18 protein-coding genes are annotated in these 20,479 nt (G+C 60.7%); 8 read left to right on the top strand and 10 right to left on the bottom strand.

The window, feature by feature from the left end; genetic code table 11:
* Positions 1–32 precede the first annotated feature (32 nt).
* Together C9411_RS01530 and lapB are read left to right on the top strand one after the other, a co-directional pair.
* Positions 33–335, top strand: a complete 303-nt coding sequence (locus C9411_RS01530) for a LapA family protein (RefSeq protein ID WP_004930650.1) — start codon at positions 33–35, stop codon at positions 333–335.
* 6 nt (positions 336–341) lie between these two features.
* Complete coding sequence (gene lapB / locus C9411_RS01525) at positions 342–1,514, top strand: lipopolysaccharide assembly protein LapB (RefSeq protein WP_025303023.1); 1,173 nt, start codon at positions 342–344, stop codon at positions 1,512–1,514.
* A 68-nt stretch (positions 1,515–1,582) separates the two neighbouring features.
* Here lapB and C9411_RS01520 read toward each other — a convergent pair whose 3' ends face one another.
* Positions 1,583–1,882, bottom strand: coding sequence for an Arc family DNA-binding protein (locus C9411_RS01520; protein WP_015378033.1), 300 nt, complete (start codon positions 1,880–1,882; stop codon positions 1,583–1,585).
* A gap of 172 nt (positions 1,883–2,054) precedes the next feature.
* Positions 2,055–2,315, bottom strand: a complete 261-nt coding sequence (locus C9411_RS01515; protein WP_016927533.1) for a YdgH/BhsA/McbA-like domain containing protein — start codon at positions 2,313–2,315, stop codon at positions 2,055–2,057.
* Positions 2,316–2,644: 329 nt separating this feature from the next.
* On the opposite strand from C9411_RS01515, the gene pyrF reads away from it, so the two are divergent.
* Both pyrF and yciH read left to right on the top strand, forming a co-directional pair.
* Positions 2,645–3,373, top strand: coding sequence for an orotidine-5'-phosphate decarboxylase (gene pyrF, locus C9411_RS01510; RefSeq protein WP_199200106.1), 729 nt, complete (start codon positions 2,645–2,647; stop codon positions 3,371–3,373).
* Positions 3,374–3,383: 10 nt separating this feature from the next.
* Positions 3,384–3,710 (top strand): stress response translation initiation inhibitor YciH, encoded by a 327-nt coding sequence (yciH, locus tag C9411_RS01505; RefSeq protein WP_063990035.1) that lies wholly within the window; start codon positions 3,384–3,386, stop codon positions 3,708–3,710.
* A gap of 190 nt (positions 3,711–3,900) precedes the next feature.
* Here yciH and osmB read toward each other — a convergent pair whose 3' ends face one another.
* The 4 genes from osmB to C9411_RS01485 all read right to left on the bottom strand — a co-directional run bounded on the left by osmB (position 3,901) and on the right by C9411_RS01485 (position 8,524).
* A complete protein-coding gene (gene osmB / locus C9411_RS01500; protein ID WP_004945176.1) occupies positions 3,901–4,119 on the bottom strand; it encodes an osmotically-inducible lipoprotein OsmB in 219 nt (72 codons plus the stop codon).
* 271 nt (positions 4,120–4,390) lie between these two features.
* Positions 4,391–5,137, bottom strand: a complete 747-nt coding sequence (locus C9411_RS01495; protein ID WP_004930631.1) for a DNA-binding transcriptional regulator YciT — start codon at positions 5,135–5,137, stop codon at positions 4,391–4,393.
* Between the two features lie 50 nt (positions 5,138–5,187).
* Positions 5,188–7,620: a formate C-acetyltransferase/glycerol dehydratase family glycyl radical enzyme gene (locus C9411_RS01490; RefSeq protein ID WP_107226301.1), complete on the bottom strand. Its 2,433-nt coding sequence runs from the start codon at positions 7,618–7,620 to the stop codon at positions 5,188–5,190.
* 4 nt (positions 7,621–7,624) lie between these two features.
* Positions 7,625–8,524 carry a glycyl-radical enzyme activating protein gene (locus C9411_RS01485; protein ID WP_107226300.1) on the bottom strand — a complete coding sequence of 300 codons (900 nt, stop codon included), beginning with the start codon at positions 8,522–8,524 and terminating at the stop codon, positions 7,625–7,627.
* 149 nt (positions 8,525–8,673) lie between these two features.
* Here C9411_RS01485 and fsa point away from each other — a divergent pair, with 149 nt between their 5' ends.
* Positions 8,674–9,339 carry a fructose-6-phosphate aldolase gene (gene fsa, locus C9411_RS01480; protein WP_063990032.1) on the top strand — a complete coding sequence of 222 codons (666 nt, stop codon included), beginning with the start codon at positions 8,674–8,676 and terminating at the stop codon, positions 9,337–9,339.
* A 52-nt stretch (positions 9,340–9,391) separates the two neighbouring features.
* On the opposite strand, the gene C9411_RS01475 is transcribed toward fsa, so the two are convergent.
* A complete protein-coding gene (locus C9411_RS01475) occupies positions 9,392–11,458 on the bottom strand; it encodes a carbon starvation CstA family protein (protein WP_048234130.1) in 2,067 nt (688 codons plus the stop codon).
* A gap of 385 nt (positions 11,459–11,843) precedes the next feature.
* Here C9411_RS01475 and C9411_RS01470 point away from each other — a divergent pair, with 385 nt between their 5' ends.
* Entirely contained in the window at positions 11,844–13,007 is a 1,164-nt protein-coding gene (locus C9411_RS01470) for a M20 aminoacylase family protein (protein ID WP_107226299.1), read from the top strand.
* Between the two features lie 29 nt (positions 13,008–13,036).
* Positions 13,037–14,347, top strand: coding sequence for an MFS transporter (locus C9411_RS01465; RefSeq protein WP_107226298.1), 1,311 nt, complete (start codon positions 13,037–13,039; stop codon positions 14,345–14,347).
* A gap of 65 nt (positions 14,348–14,412) precedes the next feature.
* On the opposite strand, the gene C9411_RS01460 is transcribed toward C9411_RS01465, so the two are convergent.
* Positions 14,413–16,347: an exoribonuclease II gene (locus C9411_RS01460; RefSeq protein WP_107226297.1), complete on the bottom strand. Its 1,935-nt coding sequence runs from the start codon at positions 16,345–16,347 to the stop codon at positions 14,413–14,415.
* A gap of 187 nt (positions 16,348–16,534) precedes the next feature.
* Positions 16,535–17,062: a lactoylglutathione lyase gene (gene gloA, locus C9411_RS01455; RefSeq protein WP_107226296.1), complete on the bottom strand. Its 528-nt coding sequence runs from the start codon at positions 17,060–17,062 to the stop codon at positions 16,535–16,537.
* A gap of 99 nt (positions 17,063–17,161) precedes the next feature.
* Between gloA and C9411_RS01450 the strand changes: the two genes are divergently transcribed.
* A complete protein-coding gene (locus C9411_RS01450) occupies positions 17,162–18,016 on the top strand; it encodes a LysR family transcriptional regulator (protein WP_063990027.1) in 855 nt (284 codons plus the stop codon).
* Between the two features lie 15 nt (positions 18,017–18,031).
* On the opposite strand, the gene C9411_RS01445 is transcribed toward C9411_RS01450, so the two are convergent.
* Positions 18,032–20,338, bottom strand: coding sequence for an FdhF/YdeP family oxidoreductase (locus tag C9411_RS01445; protein ID WP_107226295.1), 2,307 nt, complete (start codon positions 20,336–20,338; stop codon positions 18,032–18,034).
* Between the last annotated feature and the right edge of the window lie 141 nt (positions 20,339–20,479).

The raw sequence follows: 20,479 nt of genomic DNA, 5'->3' as shown, positions 1-20,479 counted from the left end.
CATCCGATTCACTCGGCATCGCGGGAAAGAATGTGAAATATTTGCTGATTTTTTTGTTGGTTCTGGTGATCTTCGTGATTTCCGTCACCTTGGGTGCGCATAACGATCAGGTGGTCAATTTTAACTATCTGGTTGCGCAGGGCGATTATCGCGTATCGACCCTGTTGGCCACGCTGTTTGGCGCCGGTTTCGTTCTCGGTTGGATCATTTGCGGTCTGTTCTATCTGCGCACGCGCATTGCGCTGGGCCGCGCCGAGCGCAAGATCAAAAGGCTGGAGCTGCAGCTTGAGCAGCCCGCTGAACCGGCGGCTCAGCCCGTTGTCAGCAAGGAATAATCCTCTATGTTAGAACTGCTGTTTCTGTTGCTGCCCGTGGCTGCCGCGTACGGTTGGTACATGGGGCGCAGAAGCGCTCAGCAGGATAAACAGCAAGAAGCCAACCGCCTGTCGCGCGAATACGTGGCAGGGGTGAACTTTCTGCTTTCCAACCAGCAGGACAAGGCGGTCGATCTGTTCCTCGACATGTTGAAAGAGGACAGCAACACCGTAGAAGCCCACCTGACGCTGGGTAACCTGTTCCGTTCGCGCGGTGAAGTCGACCGCGCCATCCGCATCCATCAGGCCTTGATGGAAAGCGCCTCCCTGACCTTCGAACAGCGCCTGCTGGCGGTACAGCAGTTGGGCCGCGACTATATGGCGGCCGGGCTGTACGATCGCGCGGAAGACATGTTCAGCCAGTTGACTGACGAAGCGGATTTTCGCGTATCGGCGCTGCAGCAACTGCTGGTGATCCATCAGGCCACCAGCGATTGGCAAAAAGCGATCGACGTGGCGGAAAAATTGGTCAAGCTGGGTAAAGAGAAACAACGCGTCGAAATCGCACACTTCTATTGTGAACTGGCGCTGCAGGCGATGGGCAGCGACGATCTCGATCGGGCGATGAGCCTGCTCAAGCGGGCGGACGCAGCCGATAAACAGTGTGCGCGCGTATCCATCATGTTTGGGCGCATCTACATGGCGCAAAACGACTACGCCAAAGCGGCAGAGTCGCTGCAACGCGTACTGAGCCAGGATAAAGAGTTGGTCAGCGAAACGCTGCCGATGCTGCAGGAATGCTACACGCATCTGCCGGAACAACAGCACAACTGGGCTGAATTCCTGAAGCGCTGCGTGGAAGAGAATACCGGCGCCACCGCCGATCTGATGCTGGCCGAGATCATCGAGCAGCACGAAGGGCGCGACGTGGTACAGGTCTATATCAACCGCCAGCTGCAACGCCATCCGACCATGCGGGTGTTTTACCGGCTGATGGATTATCACCTGGCGGACGCCGAAGACGGCCGGGCGAAAGAGAGCCTGCTGCTGTTGCGCGATATGGTCGGCGAGCAAATTCGCACCAAACCGCGTTACCGCTGTCACAAATGCGGCTTCACCGCGCACTCGCTCTATTGGCATTGCCCGTCGTGCCGCGCCTGGTCATCGGTCAAACCGATCCGTGGTCTGGACGGCCAATAACGCGGCGGCGCGACAAAACAAAACGGGGCGATTTATCGCCCCGTTTTTTATGTTCGTCTGTTCGTCGCTTACTTTTTCTTGCCGCCTTTGGCGCCGGTTTTCAACAGCTGGCGGAGTTTCTTCAGCTCTTTCTGGCTCAGCGGCTGTTCAATTTCTTCTTCGGTGCTTTGATTGTCGATCTCGCCGTGGTGCAGCTCATCCGCCTTTTTGGCCGGTTTTTCTGCTTTGGTGGCGGGCGCGCTGAAGCTGCTTTCCAGTCGCTGGCACACTTCCACGCTCAACGAAAATTCGTTTTCAGCGGCGGCGGCGCGGATTTTTTCCTTGAGTTCCAGAGGAATTTTAATGGTAAGTGTCGATATCTCGCTCATTTTGAAAGCCTTTCTGCAGGAAGATGCCTTCAAGCTAAGCCACTGGCGATCGGGTGTCTAGTGTGTAATAAAAATTTAATTTTTCTGTAACAAATGAGCGCGAGGCAAACGCGGGTTTTTTAGGCGAGAAACAGAGGCAGGGCCCGAGCGTGCGGGCCCTGTACCGGAAACATTATTTGTAGATGATCGCGGTGCCGCTCAGCATGTTGTTACCACCGGCGGAGATGATGCGGTAGCTACTGGCGCCCTGAGCGTCGGCTTTAGCGGCCAGCTTTTTCTCCAGGCTGCTGAGGGTGGTCGCGTGGCCTGCGGAAACGATGCCGGTGGCGGTCAGGTTATCGGCTTGCTGGCTGTTGATCGGTTCAGCGGCGAAAGTGGCGAAAGAGGTCAGTGCGATAGCGGCAGCGGTTGCAAAATATTTGATGGTTTTCATAGGTGACTCCAGTCTGTTTATTTAGGAAGGAAGCCGTTCGCTTCCGATGGGTTGAATAATAAAGCATCTACGCCGATTGAAAATCTGATAATGCTGAGCAAATCATTCAAAATATTTGATTAATAATTTACGCATCTTTACGGCGTTTTACGCTGCGTGGTTTATCGCTGACGCGCTTTCGTTGACGCGCCATGACAAAGGTGAGAGGTAACATGACGGAGCGCCGATGTGCGCTGCGGCTGGGATTTCTGGCCCCCGACAGGTAGAATGCGGCGGTCAGTTTCGCGGGTGAGTCCCTGATTATGTCTATTTTACAGAAGGTAGAAGAAATGAAGTCTGAAAATAACGCTAATAACAATGACTTAAAATCATCTCCACTCGTTGTGGCGTTAGATTACGCCGATAAGAACGCTGCGCTGGCGTTCGCCGACCGTATCGATCCGCAAGACTGCCGGCTGAAAGTGGGCAAAGAAATGTTCACGCTGTTTGGGCCGCAGCTGGTGCGCGATCTGCATGGGCGCGGCTTCGACGTGTTTCTCGACCTGAAATTTCACGATATTCCCAATACCACCGCGCATGCGGTCGCGGCGGCGGCCGAGCTGGGCGTTTGGATGGTCAACGTCCACGCCAGCGGCGGCGCGCGCATGATGACCGCCGCTAAAGAAGCGCTGGCGTCATTCGGGGCGGATGCGCCGCTGCTGATCGCCGTAACCGTGCTCACCAGCATGGAAGCGGAAGACCTGCGCGGCATCGGCATTGAGGCCAGCCCGGCGGATCACGCCGAGCGGCTGGCGCGCCTGACCCGCGACTGTGGGCTGGACGGCGTGGTGTGTTCGGCACACGAAGCGCAGCGGCTGAAAGCGGCCTGCGGGCAGGCTTTCCAACTGGTTACGCCGGGGATCCGCCCAGAAGGCAGCGCGGCGGGCGATCAGCGCCGTATCATGACGCCGGTGCAGGCGCAGGCCGCCGGCGTGGACTATATGGTGATTGGGCGTCCGATCACCCAATCTGCCGATCCGGCCGCGACGCTGCGCGCGATCCGCGCCTCTTTGGCCTGAGGAACCGCCGATGAATGACGATAACAGCCGCCTGGTGTATTCCACGGACACCGGCCGTATCAAACAGGAAGAGGCTAAACCACAACGCGCCAAGGGCGACGGCATCGTGCGCATCCAGCGTCAGACCAGCGGCCGCAAGGGGAAGGGCGTATGCCTGATCGCCGGCGTCGATCTGGATGATGCTGCGCTCGACAAACTGGCGGCAGAGCTGAAAAAGAAATGCGGCTGCGGCGGTTCGGTGAAAGACGGGGTCATCGAGATCCAGGGCGATAAACGCGATCTGCTCAAGCAGCTGCTGGAAGCCAAAGGCATGAAGGTCAAACTGGCGGGTGGATGAGGTGAATCGCCATGCCGCGGTGCAATGCCGTGGCATGGCTTGAGGTTGTTGCTGCCGGGGGTTAGCCCGTTAACGGCAAAAGAACCATAGACTTAAAGTAAAACAGACCTGAAATCATCGTTATTCTGGTTAATACGTCAAAGCGCCGAAACGCTTTTGCCAGCCTGTCGGCTGAGGTCTCTCGGTCAGGTTATTTGCCAACCTGGTGACCGATGATGCCCCCTACCGCAGCCCCACCCAGCGTGCCCAACGCGCTGCCGTCTGTCAGCACTGCGCCGCCGACTGCACCGGCGCCGGCACCGATAGCGGTGTTGCGATCGCGTTTGGACATGTTGGAACAAGCACTGAGTGAAAACGCCAGAGTCAGTGCCAGAGCCGCGGTGGCGAAACGTTTATTGATAATCATCATAATGACTTCTCCTTAGCATTGGCTATATGGAAGTGCCCTATAAGTATAGGCGTTAACCATAAATCAGGCCTGCTGTTGATTCCCATACAGTATCGATATAAAAAATGGCATTTTTTGTTAACGGCCGAATAATTAGCAAGTTACGGCCCAAAAGTCGCCAAAACTGAGTATAGGTTTCTCGGGAGGGATAAACAGGTAAATAGTCTTAAAATCCTGCGGTGCAAGGGGAAAGACGCGCGGTGTAGCCCGCGCGGTGCGGTGGTGGTCTGCGCTATTCGTTGACCAACTCCACCTGAACGCCCTGGCGTTTCAGCTGATGCTGATACTCCAGCGCCAGACGCGAATCGGTGATCACCCGGCTGATCTGGCCCGGCTGCGCCAGCGGATTGGGCTGGATCTGGCCGAATTTGCTGGAGTCCGTCAGCACGATATTCTCCACGCCCTTGGCCAGCACCGCGCTGACCACGTCGGCGCGCATCATGTCGCGGCCGGTAAAGCCGGTTTCGGCCTGAAAGCCGTCAATGCCGATAAACGCCTTGTTGAAATGCACCTGCTGAATGCACAGCCGTGTAAGCGGGCCGACCACGGTCTCGCTTTTCTTCTGGTACATGCCGCCCAGCACAATCACATCACAATCGGTTTCTTTGAGCAGGTTGGCGATGTAGTGGCTGACGGTGATCAGCGTAATGCGCTTGCGTTCGGCGATGTAGCGCGCCAACAGGGCGTTGGCGCTGCCGCTCTCGATAAATATCGTCTCGCCGTCGTTGACCTGCGCGGCGGCGTATTGCGCCAGCCGTTGCTTGAGAGTGAAATTGGACATCATGCGGGCGTCGACGTCATCGCTTTCCAGCGCCACGGCGGAGCCATGTACCCGCTTCAGATAACTGCGCTTTTCCAGCAGGTTGAGATCCTGCCGGATGGTGACTTCCGAGACGCCCGAGGCACGCGCCAGCTCATTGACGCTGATCCGCCGGCGATCGTTAACCAACTGCAATATGGTCTGTTGTCGTAAATTCATATCGGCCTGATGATGCGGCCGCCAAGGCGCGGCCGCTAAGAGTCAAAGGTTTAAAGAGTATGTTCTGTGCGCGCAATAATATCATCCTGCGCTTCAGGGGATAATGCGGTAAAGAAGGCGGAATAGCCAGCTACGCGAACCACTAAATCACGATATTGGTCAGGGTGTTGCTTCGCCGCCAGCAGCGTTTCGCGCGACACGATGTTGTACTGCACATGCCAGCCGCGGTAGCTCTCGAAGAAGGTGCGCAACATCAGCATCAGCTTTTCCCGATCGCGCGGGTTGTCCAGCGTCGTCGGGTTCAGCTTTTGATTGAGCAGCACGCCGCCGAGGATCGCCTCGGTCGGCAACTTGGCGAGCGAATTGAACACCGCCGTCGGCCCTAGGTGATCGGTGCCGGACGCCGGGCTGGCGCCTTCCGCCAATGGCGCATGCGCCTTACGGCCATCCGGGGTGGCCAGGGTGGCAGCGCCGAAGGGCACGTTGGCCGAGATCGACGACGTGCCGGCGTAATAGCCGCCGCCGATCGGCCCGCGGCCGAAGCGGGTGTTGCGATATTGCTTCAGTTCCTCAATGTAGGTTTGGTAGGCGCGCACCAGAAGTCGATCGACGTCGTCCACGTCGTTGCCGTATTTGGGCGCGGCGTTGAGCAGCCGCTGGCGCAGCTGTTCGCCATCTAACCCGGCGAAGTCGTCGGCCAGCGCCGCCGCCAGCTGCTGCTGGCCGATTGTCCCTTGCTCGAACACCAGTTTGCGCACCGCCGCCAGGCTGTTGCCGAGGTTGGCGATGCCGACCTGCAGGCCGGAAACCCAGTCGTACTTGGCGCCGCCTTGCTTGATGCTTTTGCCGCGTTCGATGCAGTCATCCACCAGCGCGGAGCAGAGGATATCGTGGGCGTTCTCCTCCAGCACGCTGTCCACCACGCATTCGATCTCAATTGACTTGCGCGTGTAGTAACGGATTTGCCGATCCCATGCGGCCATTACCTGCTCGAAATCGGCGAAGTTTCCTTTGGACAGCGCCTGTTCCTGCGGCAGGAAAATCTGCCCGGAGGTGGCGTCGCGCCCCTGTTCCAGCGCCGCCAGCAGCACGCGGGCGAAGTTGATGAAGCTCATGCCGGTGCAGCGATAGCCCCATTTGCCGCCGACGGCGGTCTCTATGCAGCCGATGGCGGCATAGTCGTAGGCGTCCTGCGGCTCAACCCCCAGCTTGATGAACTCGGGAATGACGATTTCGTCGTTGTTGAACGCCGGCATGCCGAAGCCGCAGCGGATCACCTGCACGCAGGCGTCGAGGAAATCGGCGCTCATTCCGGCGTGGTAACGCACGCTGAGGTTGGGTTGGGTGGAGCGCAGGCGGCCGCAGGATTCGAGAATGGCGTAGGACAGCGGGTTGACCGCGTCGCACGGCCTGCTGTCGATCAGTTTTTGGCCGCCGATGGTGACGTTCTGGTACAGCGGGCTGCCGGCGGAGGCCTTGGAGTGTGAGCCGGAGCGGATCTTGTTGACCTCCAGCAGCTTCAGCCAGCAGCTGTGCAGCAGCTCGATGGCGTCTTCCCGCGCCAGGTTTTGCTCCAGCTCGACGTCGCGCCGATACCAGGGATAGAGATATTGGTCGAGGCGGCCGAAGGAAACCGAATGGCCGTTGGATTCGATCTGTAACGTCAGCTGGATGAAATAGCACAGCTGTAGCGCCTGCCAGAAGGTGTGCGGCGGGCGATGGGCGATCAGGTCGCAGTTGTCTGCGATAGCCAGCAGCTCGGTGCGCCGCCAGTCGCGGGGTTCGCGTTGCGCCATGTCGCGCGCCAGGCGAGCGAAGCGCAGGATGTGCTCGCTCAGCGCCGCCAGTACGATGTCGATGGCGTTGAGAAACTGCGCTTTGTGCAGATCTTCCCATTCGGTCAGGTGCAGGCGGCTGCGGCGCGCGTTCACCTTTTCACGCAGGCCGTCGAGGCCAAGCGCCAGCAGTAGCGGGAAGTTGACCGCCAGGTGGGCGTCGCCGGAGGTCATGTTGCCCTCGGCTTTGATGATGCCGGTGGCGAGCAGCGCCTTTTGTTCGTCGGTAAACATGCCGTAGCAGCGATCCTGCACCGTTTGGCCGCGCCACCAGGGGCAAAGACGGTGCAAAATCGCTTTGTTCTCTTCGCTGACCGAGAAGCCGGCGCCCGGCCGGTCGGCCAACTGGTCTATCTCATTTTCTATCCAGCCGACGGTGTATTCGGGGAAGATTGGCGCGGCGCGCAGCTCGCTGGCCTGGTTGCCGACGATCAGCTCATCGTTGGCGATCCAGATGCTGCGCTTCGCCAGGTGGTTGGCCAGCGCCAGCGCACGGCGCACCGGCAGCGGCCGATCCTGATGCTGTTGATAGGCTTCGGTATAGTGCTGTGCGCGTTCGGTGCACACCGGCGGTTTGACGATGTGGATCAGCGCATTCTTATGCGCCTGAATACGGGCGCTGAGGGTGGTCAAATCCAATGTGGTCATGGCGTTATCCTCGCAAAATGGCGGTCAGGCCTTTGGCGCCGGCGTACGCTTCGGCGAAGGCCAGCAGATCGGGCGCGTCCAGCGGCGTGCTGGCGGCGCAGTAGGGCTCGCCGAGCAGGTGATACTTGTTGATGCCCAGCGTGTGGTATGGCAGAAAATGGATCTCCGATACGCCGATCTCGTCGGCGGCGAAGTCGACAATCGCGCGGACAGCGTGGCGATCGGCGTTGAAATCGGGGATCAGCGGCACGCGCACGGTCATTGGCACGCCGTGTGCCGCCAGCCGGCGGAAATTGTTCATCACCCGGCGGGCGGAGCCGCCGGTCCAGGTTTTGAAACGCGCTTCATCGGTGTGTTTGAGATCGGCCAACAGCAGATCCAGCCAGGGCAACGAAGGGGCGATGTAGCGCCAGGGAACGTGCAGACAGGATTCGACGGCGGTGTGGATGCCGGCTTCCCGGCCGCGCCGCAGCAGCTCCGCCGCGACTTCCGGCTGCATAAAGGGCTCGCCGCCGGACAGCGTTAAACCGCCGCCGCTGCGCAGGTAGAAAGGCTTATCCCGCATCACCTCGGCCATGATATCGTCGAGGTTGACCGCGCTGCCGCACAGGCTGAGCGCGCCGGTCGGGCAGGCGGCGGCCAGCGCCGCGTAGTCGTCTGCGCTGATGACGTCGCGCCGCAGCGTCAATGCTCCCTCGTCACGCCACAGACCTTGCGGGCAGCGCTCGGTGCACAGCGTACAGCCGCTCAGGCACAGGCGCTGGTCAAACAGCAGATCTGCGTGGCGCGAGCGGCTTTCCGGGTTCTGACACCAGCGGCAGCTCAGCGGGCACCCTTTTAGAAAGACCACGCTGCGGATGCCGGGGCCATCATGGGTCGAGTAGCGCTGCAGATTGAAGTACATGAGTCACCCGTTTGGCGTTGCTGAATCTTTCGCCATTAAAGATGTTTCGAATGAAAGTTGAATTGATTTTGATCAAAAGTTGGCGGGGTTTTTGCCTTATGATGATCAGAGTTTGAATCCGCCCACACAACATGACACAGGAGTCCGTGATGGAGCTTTATCTCGATACCGCCGATGTGACTGCGGTAAAACGACTGGCGCGCATTCTGCCGCTGCACGGCGTCACCACCAACCCGAGCATCGTGGCGAAAGAAGGCAAGCCGATCTGGGAAGTGCTGCCCGCGCTGCGTGACGCCCTCGGCGGCACCGGCAAGCTGTTCGCGCAGGTGATGGCGACCGATGCCGAGCGCATGGTGGCGGAGGCGGCGCTGCTCAGCCAGCGCGTACCGGGGCTGGTGGTCAAGATCCCGGCGACCGCCGAAGGGCTGGCGGCGATCAAGAAGCTTAAAACGATGTCCATCCCGACGCTGGGCACGGCGGTATACGGCGCCGGGCAGGGGCTGCTGGCGGCCTTGGCCGGGGCGGAATATGTGGCGCCTTACGTTAATCGGGTAGACGCGCAGGGCGGCGACGGTATCGAAATGGTGCACGAGCTGCAGCAGTTGCTGAGCCTGCATGCGCCGTCGGCGCAGGTGCTGGCCGCCAGCTTCAAAACGCCGCGTCAGGCGCTGGAATGCCTGCTGGCGGGCTGCCAGGCCATCACGCTGCCGGTGGATGTGGCGGAGCAGTTCCTTGGCGCGCCGGCGGTGCAGGCTGCGGTCGAGAAGTTCGAGCAGGATTGGCAGGGAGCTTTCGGCTCCACGCTGCTGGGTTAAAGCCTGGCCAGTAAAAAGGGCGCCGCGGCGCCCTTGCTGGATGATCGAAACGCTAGCTGCGGCCGGTTTCTTCCCTAAGCGCGGCGCTGACCTCATGCGCCGTTGGGTGTTCGGCACGCAGCGCCCGACGGATCGCGAAGAAGGCGGCGATCAGCATGGTTACCGCCACCAGCATAAAGAACCCGCACAGCGCGGCGTTGATTTGGTTGCTGAACACGATGGTTTCCATGTCTTTCAGCGACTTGGCCGGCGCAATGATCGTGCCTTGCTCGATGCCGGTGGAGAATTTCTTCGCCTGCGCCAGGAAGCCGATGCTCGGTTTCTCGTGGAAGATTTTCTGCCAGCCGGCGGTCATGGAAGTCACGAACAGCCAGGCGGTCGGCAGGATCGTAACCCAGGCATAACGCTGTTTTTTCATCTTGAACAGCACCACGGTGCCGAGGATCAGCGCCATCGACGCCAGCATCTGGTTGCCGATGCCGAACAGCGGCCACAGGGTATTGATGCCGCCGAGCGGATCGACCACGCCCTGATACACGAAGAAGCCCCAGCCGGCCACGGCCACCGTGGTACCCGCCAGATTGCCGAACCACGAACGGTTGTTGGCCAGCTGCGGCACCGCCACGCCCACCAGATCCTGAACCATAAAGCGGCAGGCGCGGGTGCCGGCGTCGACGGCGGTCAGGATGAACAGCGCTTCGAACAGAATGGCGAAGTGGTACCAGAAGGCCATCATCGCCCGGCTGTTGAACACCTCGCTGATGATGTGCGCCATGCCCACGGCGAATGTCGGGGCGCCGCCGGCGCGCGACAGGATGGAGTTCTCACCTACCTCTTTGGCTATCAGCGCCAGCGTTTCCGGCGTGACGATAAAGCCCCAACTATTGATGACCTGCGAAGCATTTTCCACCGTGGTGCCGATCAGCGCCGCCGGGGAGTTCATGGCGAAGTAAACGCCCGGATCCAACACCGAGGCGCAGATCAACGCCATGATGGCGACGAAAGACTCCATCAGCATGGCGCCGTAACCGATAAAGCGAATGTGGCTTTCACGTTCCACCAGCTTGGGTGTGGTGCCGCTGGAGACCAGCGCGTGGAAGCCGGAAATGGCGCCGCAGGCGATGGTGATGAACAGGAACGGGAACAGGGCGCCAGCGAACACCGGGCCGCTGCCGTCGATGAAGCGCGAGACCGCCGGCATTTTCATCTCCGGCATGGCGAAGACGATGCCGATGGCCAGGCCGATGATGACGCCGATTTTCATAAAGGTGGAAAGGTAGTCGCGCGGTGCCAGCAGCAGCCACACCGGCAGCACCGAAGCGACGAAGCCGTAGATCACCAGCACCCAGGTCAGGGTGGTGCCGTGCAACGTGAAGAACGGCCCCCAGTAGGGATCTTGCGCCACGTTGCCGCCGTAAATGATCGCCAGCAGCATCAGCACGAAGCCAATCACCGAAATTTCAGCGATCTTGCCCGGCCGGATAAAGCGCATGTAGATGCCCATGAACAGGGCGATCGGGATGGTGGCGGCGATGGTGAACAGCCCCCACGGGCTGTCGGCCAAGGCTTTTACCACCACCAGCGCCAGCGCCGACAGAATGATGATCATCACCCCCAGCGCGCCAAGCATGGTGATTACCCCGGCGAATGCGCCCAGTTCTTGCTTGGCCATTTCCCCTAGCGAACGCCCGTCGCGGCGCGTGGAGATGAACAGCACCAGGAAATCCTGCACCGCGCCGGCCAGCATGACGCCGACCAGGATCCAGATGGTCCCCGGCAGGAAACCCATCTGCGCGGCCAGAATCGGCCCCACCAGCGGCCCGGCGCCGGCGATGGCGGCGAAGTGGTGGCCGAACAGCACCCATTTGTTGGTGGGCACGTAGTCCAGGCCGTCGTTGTGGCGTTCTGCCGGGGTCAGACGGCGGTCGTCCAGTTCAAAGACCTTGTCGGCAATGAACCGGCTGTAGAAGCGGTAGGCGATGCTGTAGCAGGCGACGGCGGCGACCACCAGCCAGACGGCGTTGACGTGTTCGCCGCGGCTGAGCGCCAGCATGGCGAAGGCGAAGGCGCCGACCAACGCCACCAGCAGCCAGATAAGTCCTGACCTGATGTTTTTCATGAAACAACTCCTTGGCGTACAGAGGTAAAAATCGACGTTGTTATTAGGAATGACGTTTTAACAGTAGAAGTTTTGCCGCCGAACCGCGGCAGGTCGGATGAGAAATGTGAAGCAGGTGGGGTTTTAGTGTAAAAACAACGTGATGAAACCGCGTTGGCGCAGGCTGTCGCCCACGCAATCCCCGGCAGTTATTCATTCTGCATTTTCACGCTGCGTACAGCGAATCATCGTCGTTTTTTATCTGGGCACGGTGTCTGGCGGATTATTATTTTATCTGTCGAGGCGTGCCGAAATAAAATCATCCATGCCGTGTTATACCTTTATTTTCACCCGCAGGTTTAATCATTCATCAAATAAATAATAAATCTACGAAAGGAATTTAATTATGATAAATAAAATCATCGAAGGGTATTTACCGCAGCTCACGGCCATTCGGCACGATATTCATCAACACCCTGAATTGGGTTTCGAAGAGTTTCGCACCAGCGATCTGGTGGCGGATTATCTGAGTTCGTGGGGCTATGAGGTGCACCGCGGATTGGCGGGAACCGGCGTGGTGGGCACGCTGCGGGTGGGTGACGGCGTTAAACGCCTCGGACTGCGCGCCGATATGGACGCCTTGCCGATCGAGGAGAACAACGGCAAGCCCTGGAGCAGCAGCGTGGCCAACCGCATGCACGCCTGCGGCCATGATGGTCACACCACCATGTTGCTCGGTGCCGCCCGTTACCTGGCGCAAACGCGCAACTTCAACGGCACGCTGCACCTGATTTTCCAACCGGCGGAAGAGATGCTGAACGGCGGTGCGCGCATGGTGGAACAGGGGCTGTTCGAGCGCTTCCCCTGCGACGCCATCTTTGCCATGCACAACATGCCGGGGATGCCGCTCGGCGAGTTCTTCTTCCAGCACGGCCCGTTTATGGCCTCGATGGATCAGTTCAACGTCCGGGTGCAGGGGCGCGGCGGCCACGGTGCCATCCCGCAGCTGACGGTCGATCCGGTGCTGGTGGCTTCGCATATCACCGTCGCGCTGCAGAGCATCGTTTCGCGCAATATCGATCCGCTGGAGGCGGCGGTGATCACCGTCGGTAGCATCAAGGCCGGTGAGGCGGCCAACGTGATCCCGGACAGCGCGGAGATGAAGCTCAGCGTGCGCTCGCTGGATCGCCAGGCGCGCGCCACTTTGCTGGCGCGCATTCCGGCGCTGATCGAGGCACAGGCGGCAAGCTTCGGTGCGCACGCGGTGGTGGAACACGTTAACGGCACGCCGGTGCTGGTCAACGACGAAGCGATGACCCGTTTCGCCCACTGCGTGGCGGAACAGCAGTTCGGCGCCGCGCGCGCGCACTACGGCGCCCGGCCGCTGATGGGCAGTGAAGATTTCGCCTTCATGCTCGATGCGCATCCGCAGGGCGGCTACCTGATCATCGGCAACGGCGATGGCGAAGGCAGCTGCATGGTGCATAACCCGGGATATGACTTTAACGACGGCTGCCTGGCGACCGGCAGCCAGTATTGGGGAGCGTTGGCGGAAGCGTATTTGAAATAAACTCGAAAATAATAACAGGGAAGGTAATGATGAGTGAAAATACGGCTGAAACTCAGGCGGAAATAATATCGGCCCCGAGAGCCGGTGGCAAAAAGGTTATATTCGCCGCCTCCTTCGGCAATGCGCTGGAGTTTTTCGATTTCGGTATTTATAACTTCTTCGTTATTTACATCAGCGTATTGTTCTTTCCGCCGTCCAGCGATCCGCATCTGGCGTTGCTGTTGGCGTTTGCCACGTTCGGCGTCAGCTTCTTCATGCGGCCGCTGGGCGGCATTCTGATTGGCGCCTATGCCGATCGCCATGGCCGCAAGCCGGCGATGATCCTGACGATTTCCTTGATGAGCCTGGGCACGGCGATGATCGGCTTTGCGCCGACCTACGCCAGCGCTGGCTATTGGGGAACCGTCACGCTGGTGGCGGCGCGCCTGATCCAGGGCGTGGCGGCGGGCGGCGAGGTGGGGGCATCGATGTCGTTGCTGGTGGAGTCGGCGCCGCCCAACCGGCGCGGCTTCTATTCCAGCTGGTCGCTGGCGACGCAGGGCATCGCCACCGTGGTTGGCGGCGTGACCGCGCTGGCGCTCAGCGCGGCCTTGCCGGTGCTTTCCGGCGAGCCGAACGCCATGGCCGAGTGGGGATGGCGGATTCCTTTCTTTATCGGTGTGGCGCTGGCGCCGCTCGGTTGCTGGCTGCGTCTCGGGTTGGAAAGCGATCGGCCATCGGTGTCGCGGGCTCACGAGCCGCCTGCGCAGTTGCGCAAGCACTCGCGGGCGGTGGTGCTCGGCGTGATGCTGACCATCGGCGCCACCGTCGCCACTTACATCTCGATGTATTATCTCGGCACCTACGCGGTGAAATACTTGGGAATGGCGCAGGCCTACGGCTATGCCGCGATGCTGCTGGCGGGGCTCGTCACCTTCGTCGGCAGTCTGCTGATCGGGCACTGGTGCGATCGTTACGGCCGTTTGCCGCTGATCCGCGGCTCGCGGATTGCGATTCTGATTGTGGCCCTGCCGGCATTTTGGTGGCTGAGCGCGATGCCGCACCCGGCGGTGCTGCTGCTGATTGTCGCGGTGCTGGTCGGGTTGACCACGCTCGGGTCGGTACCGACCATGCTGATGATTTCGGAGCTGTTCCCGCAGCGCATTCGCGCGCTGGGGTTTGCCTTGGTCTACAGCCTGGGGGGGGCGATCTTCGGCGGCTTCGCCCAGTACATTGCCTCCCAGTCGATCGCGCTGAGCGGCTCGCTGCTGGCGCCCGCCGTCTATCTGATGCTGGCGACGCTGGCTTCATTGGCGGTGCTGCCCTTGCTGCGTGAAACCGGCGGCGAGCCGCTGCGCTAGCCGAAAAAAAACGCCGGCGGTTTTCACCGTCGGCGTTTTGCGTTGCTGCCGTTTCAGGCTGGCGTTCAGGCCGCCGGACGGGCGATCACGCTGCGGGTTTCCATGCGCACTTCGGCGATGGTGACCTGCAAGGTGTCGCTCTGGCGGTAAACCACTTCACCCTTGATCTGCACGGTGCCGGTTTCCTGGCTGCACTGCATCTCGTCGCGCACCGCGTGAATAAACGGTGCCGGGATGAAGGCGACCGCACCGTTGTCCAGCAGGCGCACGCGCAGGCCGCCGCGGGTCACGTCGATGATCTCGGCGTTGAAGCGGGTGTCAGTACCAGCCTTGTCCTGCAGGAAACGGGCGTACAGCCAGTCGCCGACGTCGCGTTCCGCCATGCGGTTCAGGCGGCGGCGTTCCGCCAGCTGCACCGTGACGTCATCCTGCGGTTTTTCTGCCGGCTGCTGGTTGATGATCGCCTTCAGCAGACGATGGTTGACCATGTCGCCGTATTTACGGATCGGCGATGTCCAGGTGGCGTAAGCCTCCAGACCCAGACCGAAGTGTGGCCCCGGCGTAGTGCTGATCTCCGCGAAGGTCTGGAAGCGGCGGATGCGGCTGTCGAGGAACTGGGTCGGCTGCGCGTCCAGGTGGCGGCGCAGTTCGCAGAAACCGTCGAGGGTCAGCAACTTGTCGGCTTCGGCTTCCACGCCGTTGGCCTGCAATACGGTGACCGCTTGCTCGACCAGCGCAGGATCGAAACCGGTGTGCACGTTGTACACGCCGAAGCCCAGGCGATCGCGCAGCACGATGGCGGCGCAGACGTTGGCGGCGATCATGCACTCTTCAACGATGCGGTTGGCGCTGCGGCGCTGCTCGGTAACAATCTCCAGCACGTCGCCTTTTTCACCCAGCACGAAGCGGTAGTCCGGGCGATCTTTGAACACCAGCGCATGCTGATGGCGCCAGGCGTTGCGCGCGTCGCAAACGCGTTTCAGCAGGGTGATTTGTTGCGTGATGGCATCGCTCGGCGGCTGCCAGCCGGCAATGCCTTCCAGCCAGTCGGAGACTTCGTCGTACACCAGCTTGGCTTTGGATTCGATCTCGGCGGCGAAGAACTGAATATCGTCGCCCAGCGCGCCGTCGGCGGCGATGGTTACGCGGCAAGCCAGCACCTGTCGGCGCTCGTTAGGGCGCAGCGAGCACAGGTTGTCCGACAGATCGCGCGGCAGCATCGGGATGTTGAAGCCCGGCAGGTAGTTAGTGAAGGCGCGCACGCGGGCGATATCATCCAGCTTGCTGCCTTGCTCGACGTAGGCGGTCGGATCGGCGATGGCGATAGTCAACTGCAGCGAACCGTCACCGTTGTCGGTCACATACAGCGCATCGTCCATGTCTTCGGTGCTGGCGCTATCGATGGTGACGAATTCGAGCGCGGTCAGGTCTTCACGCACCAGCCCAGCGGCCGGCTCGCTGAGAGCCTGCATCTCCGGCGCCTCTTTCTCCAGGTTGTGACGTGCGAGCGTCACCCACCACGGGGCGAAATGGTCTTCACCTTCAGTGATAAAGTGAGTCAGATCGGCGTTGAAGCCGCGATCGCCTTTCAGCGGATGACGGCGCATTTCCGCCACCGCCCAGTCACCGGCCTGGAAGTTGTGGGTCAATTCACGCACCGGGCGGCACGGAATCGCATCTTTCAGCAACGGATGATCGGGCACGATGGACAGACGGTCGTCGCGCTTTTGCACGCGGCCGACAAAGCGCGACAGAAACGGCTCGACCAGGGTTTCCGGCTCGGCGATTTCGCGCTCTTTCTCGGTGTGAAGGGTGGCGATAATGCGATCCCCGTGCATGACTTTCTTCATGTACGGCGGCGGAATGAAGTAACTTTTTTGACCGTCTACTTCAAGAAAGCCAAAGCCTTTCTCAGTCCCTTTCACGACGCCTTCAACGCGCGGGGTCTGAGAGTGAAGTTGCTGTTTAAGCTGCGCCAGCAGCGGGTTATCTTGAAACATATCGTCCAGTGAATGGGTTGTGAGTGGCAAGATTTGCGGCTGACAGTTTTACGCGAATCACCCGCTGCGAGCAAGCCTAACGTCACGGAACCCCGCGTTGCCGCGCGATTTTGCGCAAGAATGGTCAATCGGAGTGCTATCGAGGGAAAACCCCGGCGCGAAGGCCGGGGTGAGGGGCGGGAGACTATCAATCCTGCAGCGGCGTTGGCTGCAGGATTTCAATCCAGTAATCGTCCGGATCGCGAATGAACGCCACGTAGTTCATGCGGCCTTCATGCAGGCGCTTTTGGAAGGTGACGCCGAGGCGCTCAAACCGCTCGCAGGCGGCGCGCACGTCTGGCACCGTGACGCACAGGTGGCCAAAGCCGCGCGGCTCGCCGTTGCCGTTGTGGTAGTGGAAATCGGCCTGATTTTCGGTGCCGTGGTTATGGGTCAGCTCGAGAATGCCCGGCTGGCTCAGCGCCCAGCGTTTGCGCTCGTCGTCGTCCAGCGGGATCTGTTCATGCGGGCTGCGCGTCAGGTAGCAGATGGTAAACGCGGCTTCTTCGAACGTTTCCAGATAGACCGGGGTAAAGCCCAGCACGCGGGTGTAGAAATCCAGCGCTTTGGTCAGATCCTTCACGCGGATCATGGTGTGGTTGAACACGTAACCGTCGGTTACCGCGTCCGGTTGGGCCGCCACGCCGGGCAGCGTCAGTAGATCATTCAGTGGCATCAGAGATCCTCCTCAGGGTGTCAGCAGACTGTAGGTGAAATCGATGCTAATCTAAAGTGATTGTTTTTAACTAAAACACTAACTAAAAGTGAATGATGGATGAAGCTGAGCCAGCTGAAGTTTTTCTGCACCGTGGTGGAGCACAAAACCATCGCCGCGGCCGCGCGCGAGCTGCACTGCGTGCCTTCCAACGTCACGCTGCGGCTGCGCGAACTGGAGGAGTCGCTGGGCGGCGAGCTGTTTTTCCGCGACAAGAACCGGCTGTACGTCAATCCCAAAGGGCGGCTGTTCTATCAGCAGGCGCGCGACATTGTGGCGCAGGCGGAGCGCAGCAAGCAGCTGTTCGCCGGCGAGCATCAGCATGGGCTGCTGAACCTCGGGGCGCTGGATTTCTCGCTGGTCAGCCATTTGCCGGCGCGCATTGCCCGGCTGCGCCGTTTACAGCCTCATCTGCACATCAACGTGCTGAGCCGCGACTCGCTGGTGCTGGAACGCATGCTGATCGACAGCGATCTTGACCTGGCGATCACCGACGGCCCGATTGAACATCCGCTGCTGGCCAGCCAACAGGCATTCGATGAACGGCTGGTATTGCTGATGCCGGCCGATGCCGGGGAACCCGACGCCGCGACGCTGGCACCGCTGGAGTTTTACACCTTCAGTCGCGAATGTTCGTTTCGCCTGAAGGTGGATCACTGGTTGGCCTCGCGCGGGCTGAAACCGCGCATGACGCTGGAAATGGAGTCTTATGCCGCGATGGCGGCCTGCGTGCAGGCCGGTTGTGGCGTCGCCTGCGTCCCCGGTTCGTTGCTGCCGCTGATCTTGCCGGCACCGGGGCTGAAGGTGGTGGAAATGGGCGAGGAGGGGGTGAGCGACCTGTATTTCGTCTGGCGACGGCATCAGCTGTCGGACGAGCTGCAGACCATTCTGGCGATATTGGCGCGCCCGGCGTGAACCGGGCGCGCGTTTTCAGGCGATGCGCAGTGAAGGTTGCTGTTCGCTGCGGCGAATCACTACCGGGATCGATTTCGAGGTCGGGGTACCGGTACCGTCGCCGAAGCTGGCCAGCGGTACCAGCGGGTTGGTTTCCGGGTAGTAGGCCGCCAGGTTGCCACGCGGAATGTCGTAACTCACCAGCTTGAACCCATCCACTTTGCGCACCACGCCGTCGTTCCACAGGGTTTCTATCTCTACCCGTTCGCCATCCTGCAGGCCCAGCGCCGCCAGATCCTCCGGATGGATGAACAACACTTCACGCTGACCGTAAACGCCGCGGTAGCGGTCATCCAGACCATAGATGGTGGTGTTGTACTGATCGTGTGAGCGCAGCGTTTGCAGGGTGAACGGCGCTTTCTCGCTGCCCAGCTGAGGGAACAGGGTGGTCGGCAGCGCGGCGGCGCTGAACTCTGCCTTGCCGCTCGGCGTGGCGAAGCGCAGTTCGGCGGCGGCATTGCCGAGGTAGAAACCGCCGGGCTGGTCGCAGCGCCGGTTGAAATCTTCGAAGCCGGGAATGGTGGCGGCGATGTGATTGCGGATCAGCGAATAGTCGTCGGCCAATTCCAGCCAATCCAGCTGTTGGGTACCCAGCACCGCGTCGGCGATGCCGCAGACGATCGCCGTCTCCGAACGTTGGGTCTCCGCCAGCGGCTTGCCGATGCCTTCCGAGGCGTGCACCATGCTGAACGAATCCTCGACCGTAATGTACTGCGAGCCGCTGGCCTGCATGTCCAGTTCGGTGCGGCCGAGTGTCGGCAGGATCAGCGCATCTTTGCCGGTCACCAGGTGGCTGCGGTTAAGCTTGGTGCTGATATGCACCGTCAAATCGCAGTTGCGCAGGGCGCGGGCGGTGCGCTCGGTGTCCGGCGCCGCGGCGGCCAGGTTGCCGCCCAGCGCGATCAGCACTTTCACTTCGCCGCGCAGCATCGCTTCGATCGCTTCCACCGTGTTGTGGCCCAGCGCGCGGTTGGCGGTGAAGTCAAAGTGGCGTTCCAGGCTGTCGAGCAGCGCTTTGGGCGACTTCTCGTCGATCCCCATGGTGCGGTTACCCTGGACGTTGCTGTGGCCGCGTACCGGGCACAGGCCGGCGCCCGGTTTGCCCAACTGCCCGAACAGCAGCTGCAGGTTGGTGATTTCACGCACCGTCGCAATAGAGTGTTTATGCTGCGTCACGCCCATCGCCCAGGTGCAGATCACCCGTTCGGCGCCCTGATAGGTGGCCGCCGCCTGGCGCAGCTGCGCCTCGCTCAGGCCCGACTGCGCAGTAATGGTCTGCCACTCGGTGGCGTCTACCTGCGCCAGGTAAGCCTCTACGCCGACGCTGTGCCGTTCGATAAACGCCAGGTCGAACAGGGCGGGCTCGCCGGCGGCCAGGCGCTGACGGTGGGTTTCCAGCAGGGCTTTCACCATGCCGCGCACCGCCGCCATATCGCCGCCCAGATTCGGTTGGTAATAGGAAGAGCTGATCGGCGAGGATTTTGGCGTCAGCATCTGCACCGGATCCTGCGGATCGGCGAACCTTTCCAGCCCGCGCTCGCGCAGGGTGTTGAAGCTGACGATGCGCGCGCCGCGTCGAGCGGCGTTTTTCAGGCTGTGCAGCATGCGCGGGTGGTTGGTGCCGGGGTTTTGACCGAACACGAAGATGGCATCGGCCTTTTCGAAGTCATCGATGCGGATGGTGCCTTTGCCGACGCCGATGCTCTGTTTCAGCCCAACGCCGCTCGCCTCGTGACACATGTTGGAGCAGTCGGGGAAGTTGCTGGTGCCGAGCATGCGGCCGAACAGCTGATAAAGATACGACGCTTCGTTGCTGGCGCGGCCCGAGGTATACAGCTCGATCTGGTTCGGGTTGTCCATGCCGTTGATGTGTTTGGCGATCAGCGCCAGCGCATCCGGCCAATGGATGGGTTCATAGTGGTCGGTTTCGGCGTTGTAACGCATCGGGTGGGTGAGGCGCCCCTGATACTCGAGGAAATAGTCGCTCTGCTGCTGCAGGGTGCTGACGCTGTGGGCGGCGAAGAACTCCGGTTCCACGGCACTGCGCGTCGCTTCCCAACTGACCGCTTTGGCGCCGTTTTCGCAGAAGCTGAAGGTGCTGTGATTGTCGTCGCCCCAGGCGCAACCGGGGCAGTCGAAGCCGCGAGCCTTGTTGACGCGCATCAGGTTGCGCATGTTTTTTAGCGTTTGTTTACTGTCGAGGACAAAGCGGGTGGTGGCTTCAAGCGAACCCCAGCCGCCCGCCGGGCCGGTATAAGGCTTGATTGACGGTTTGAATTTCATGGTGACACTTCGCAGGTGGTTGTAGCTAAAAAGTAAACGCTTTTTTATGCGTCTTGCGTATTTATGTCACAAGTTTAGGGGCGCTGCGGGCTGGCGTCTAATCGAATGGGGCAATGGCGGCATAGAGCGCATCTATCGCCG

The organism is Serratia sp. Nf2, from assembly GCF_003028435.1.
Lineage (GTDB): Bacteria > Pseudomonadota > Gammaproteobacteria > Enterobacterales > Enterobacteriaceae > Serratia > Serratia marcescens_L.
This window is presented reverse-complemented; position numbering and strand designations above follow the sequence as displayed.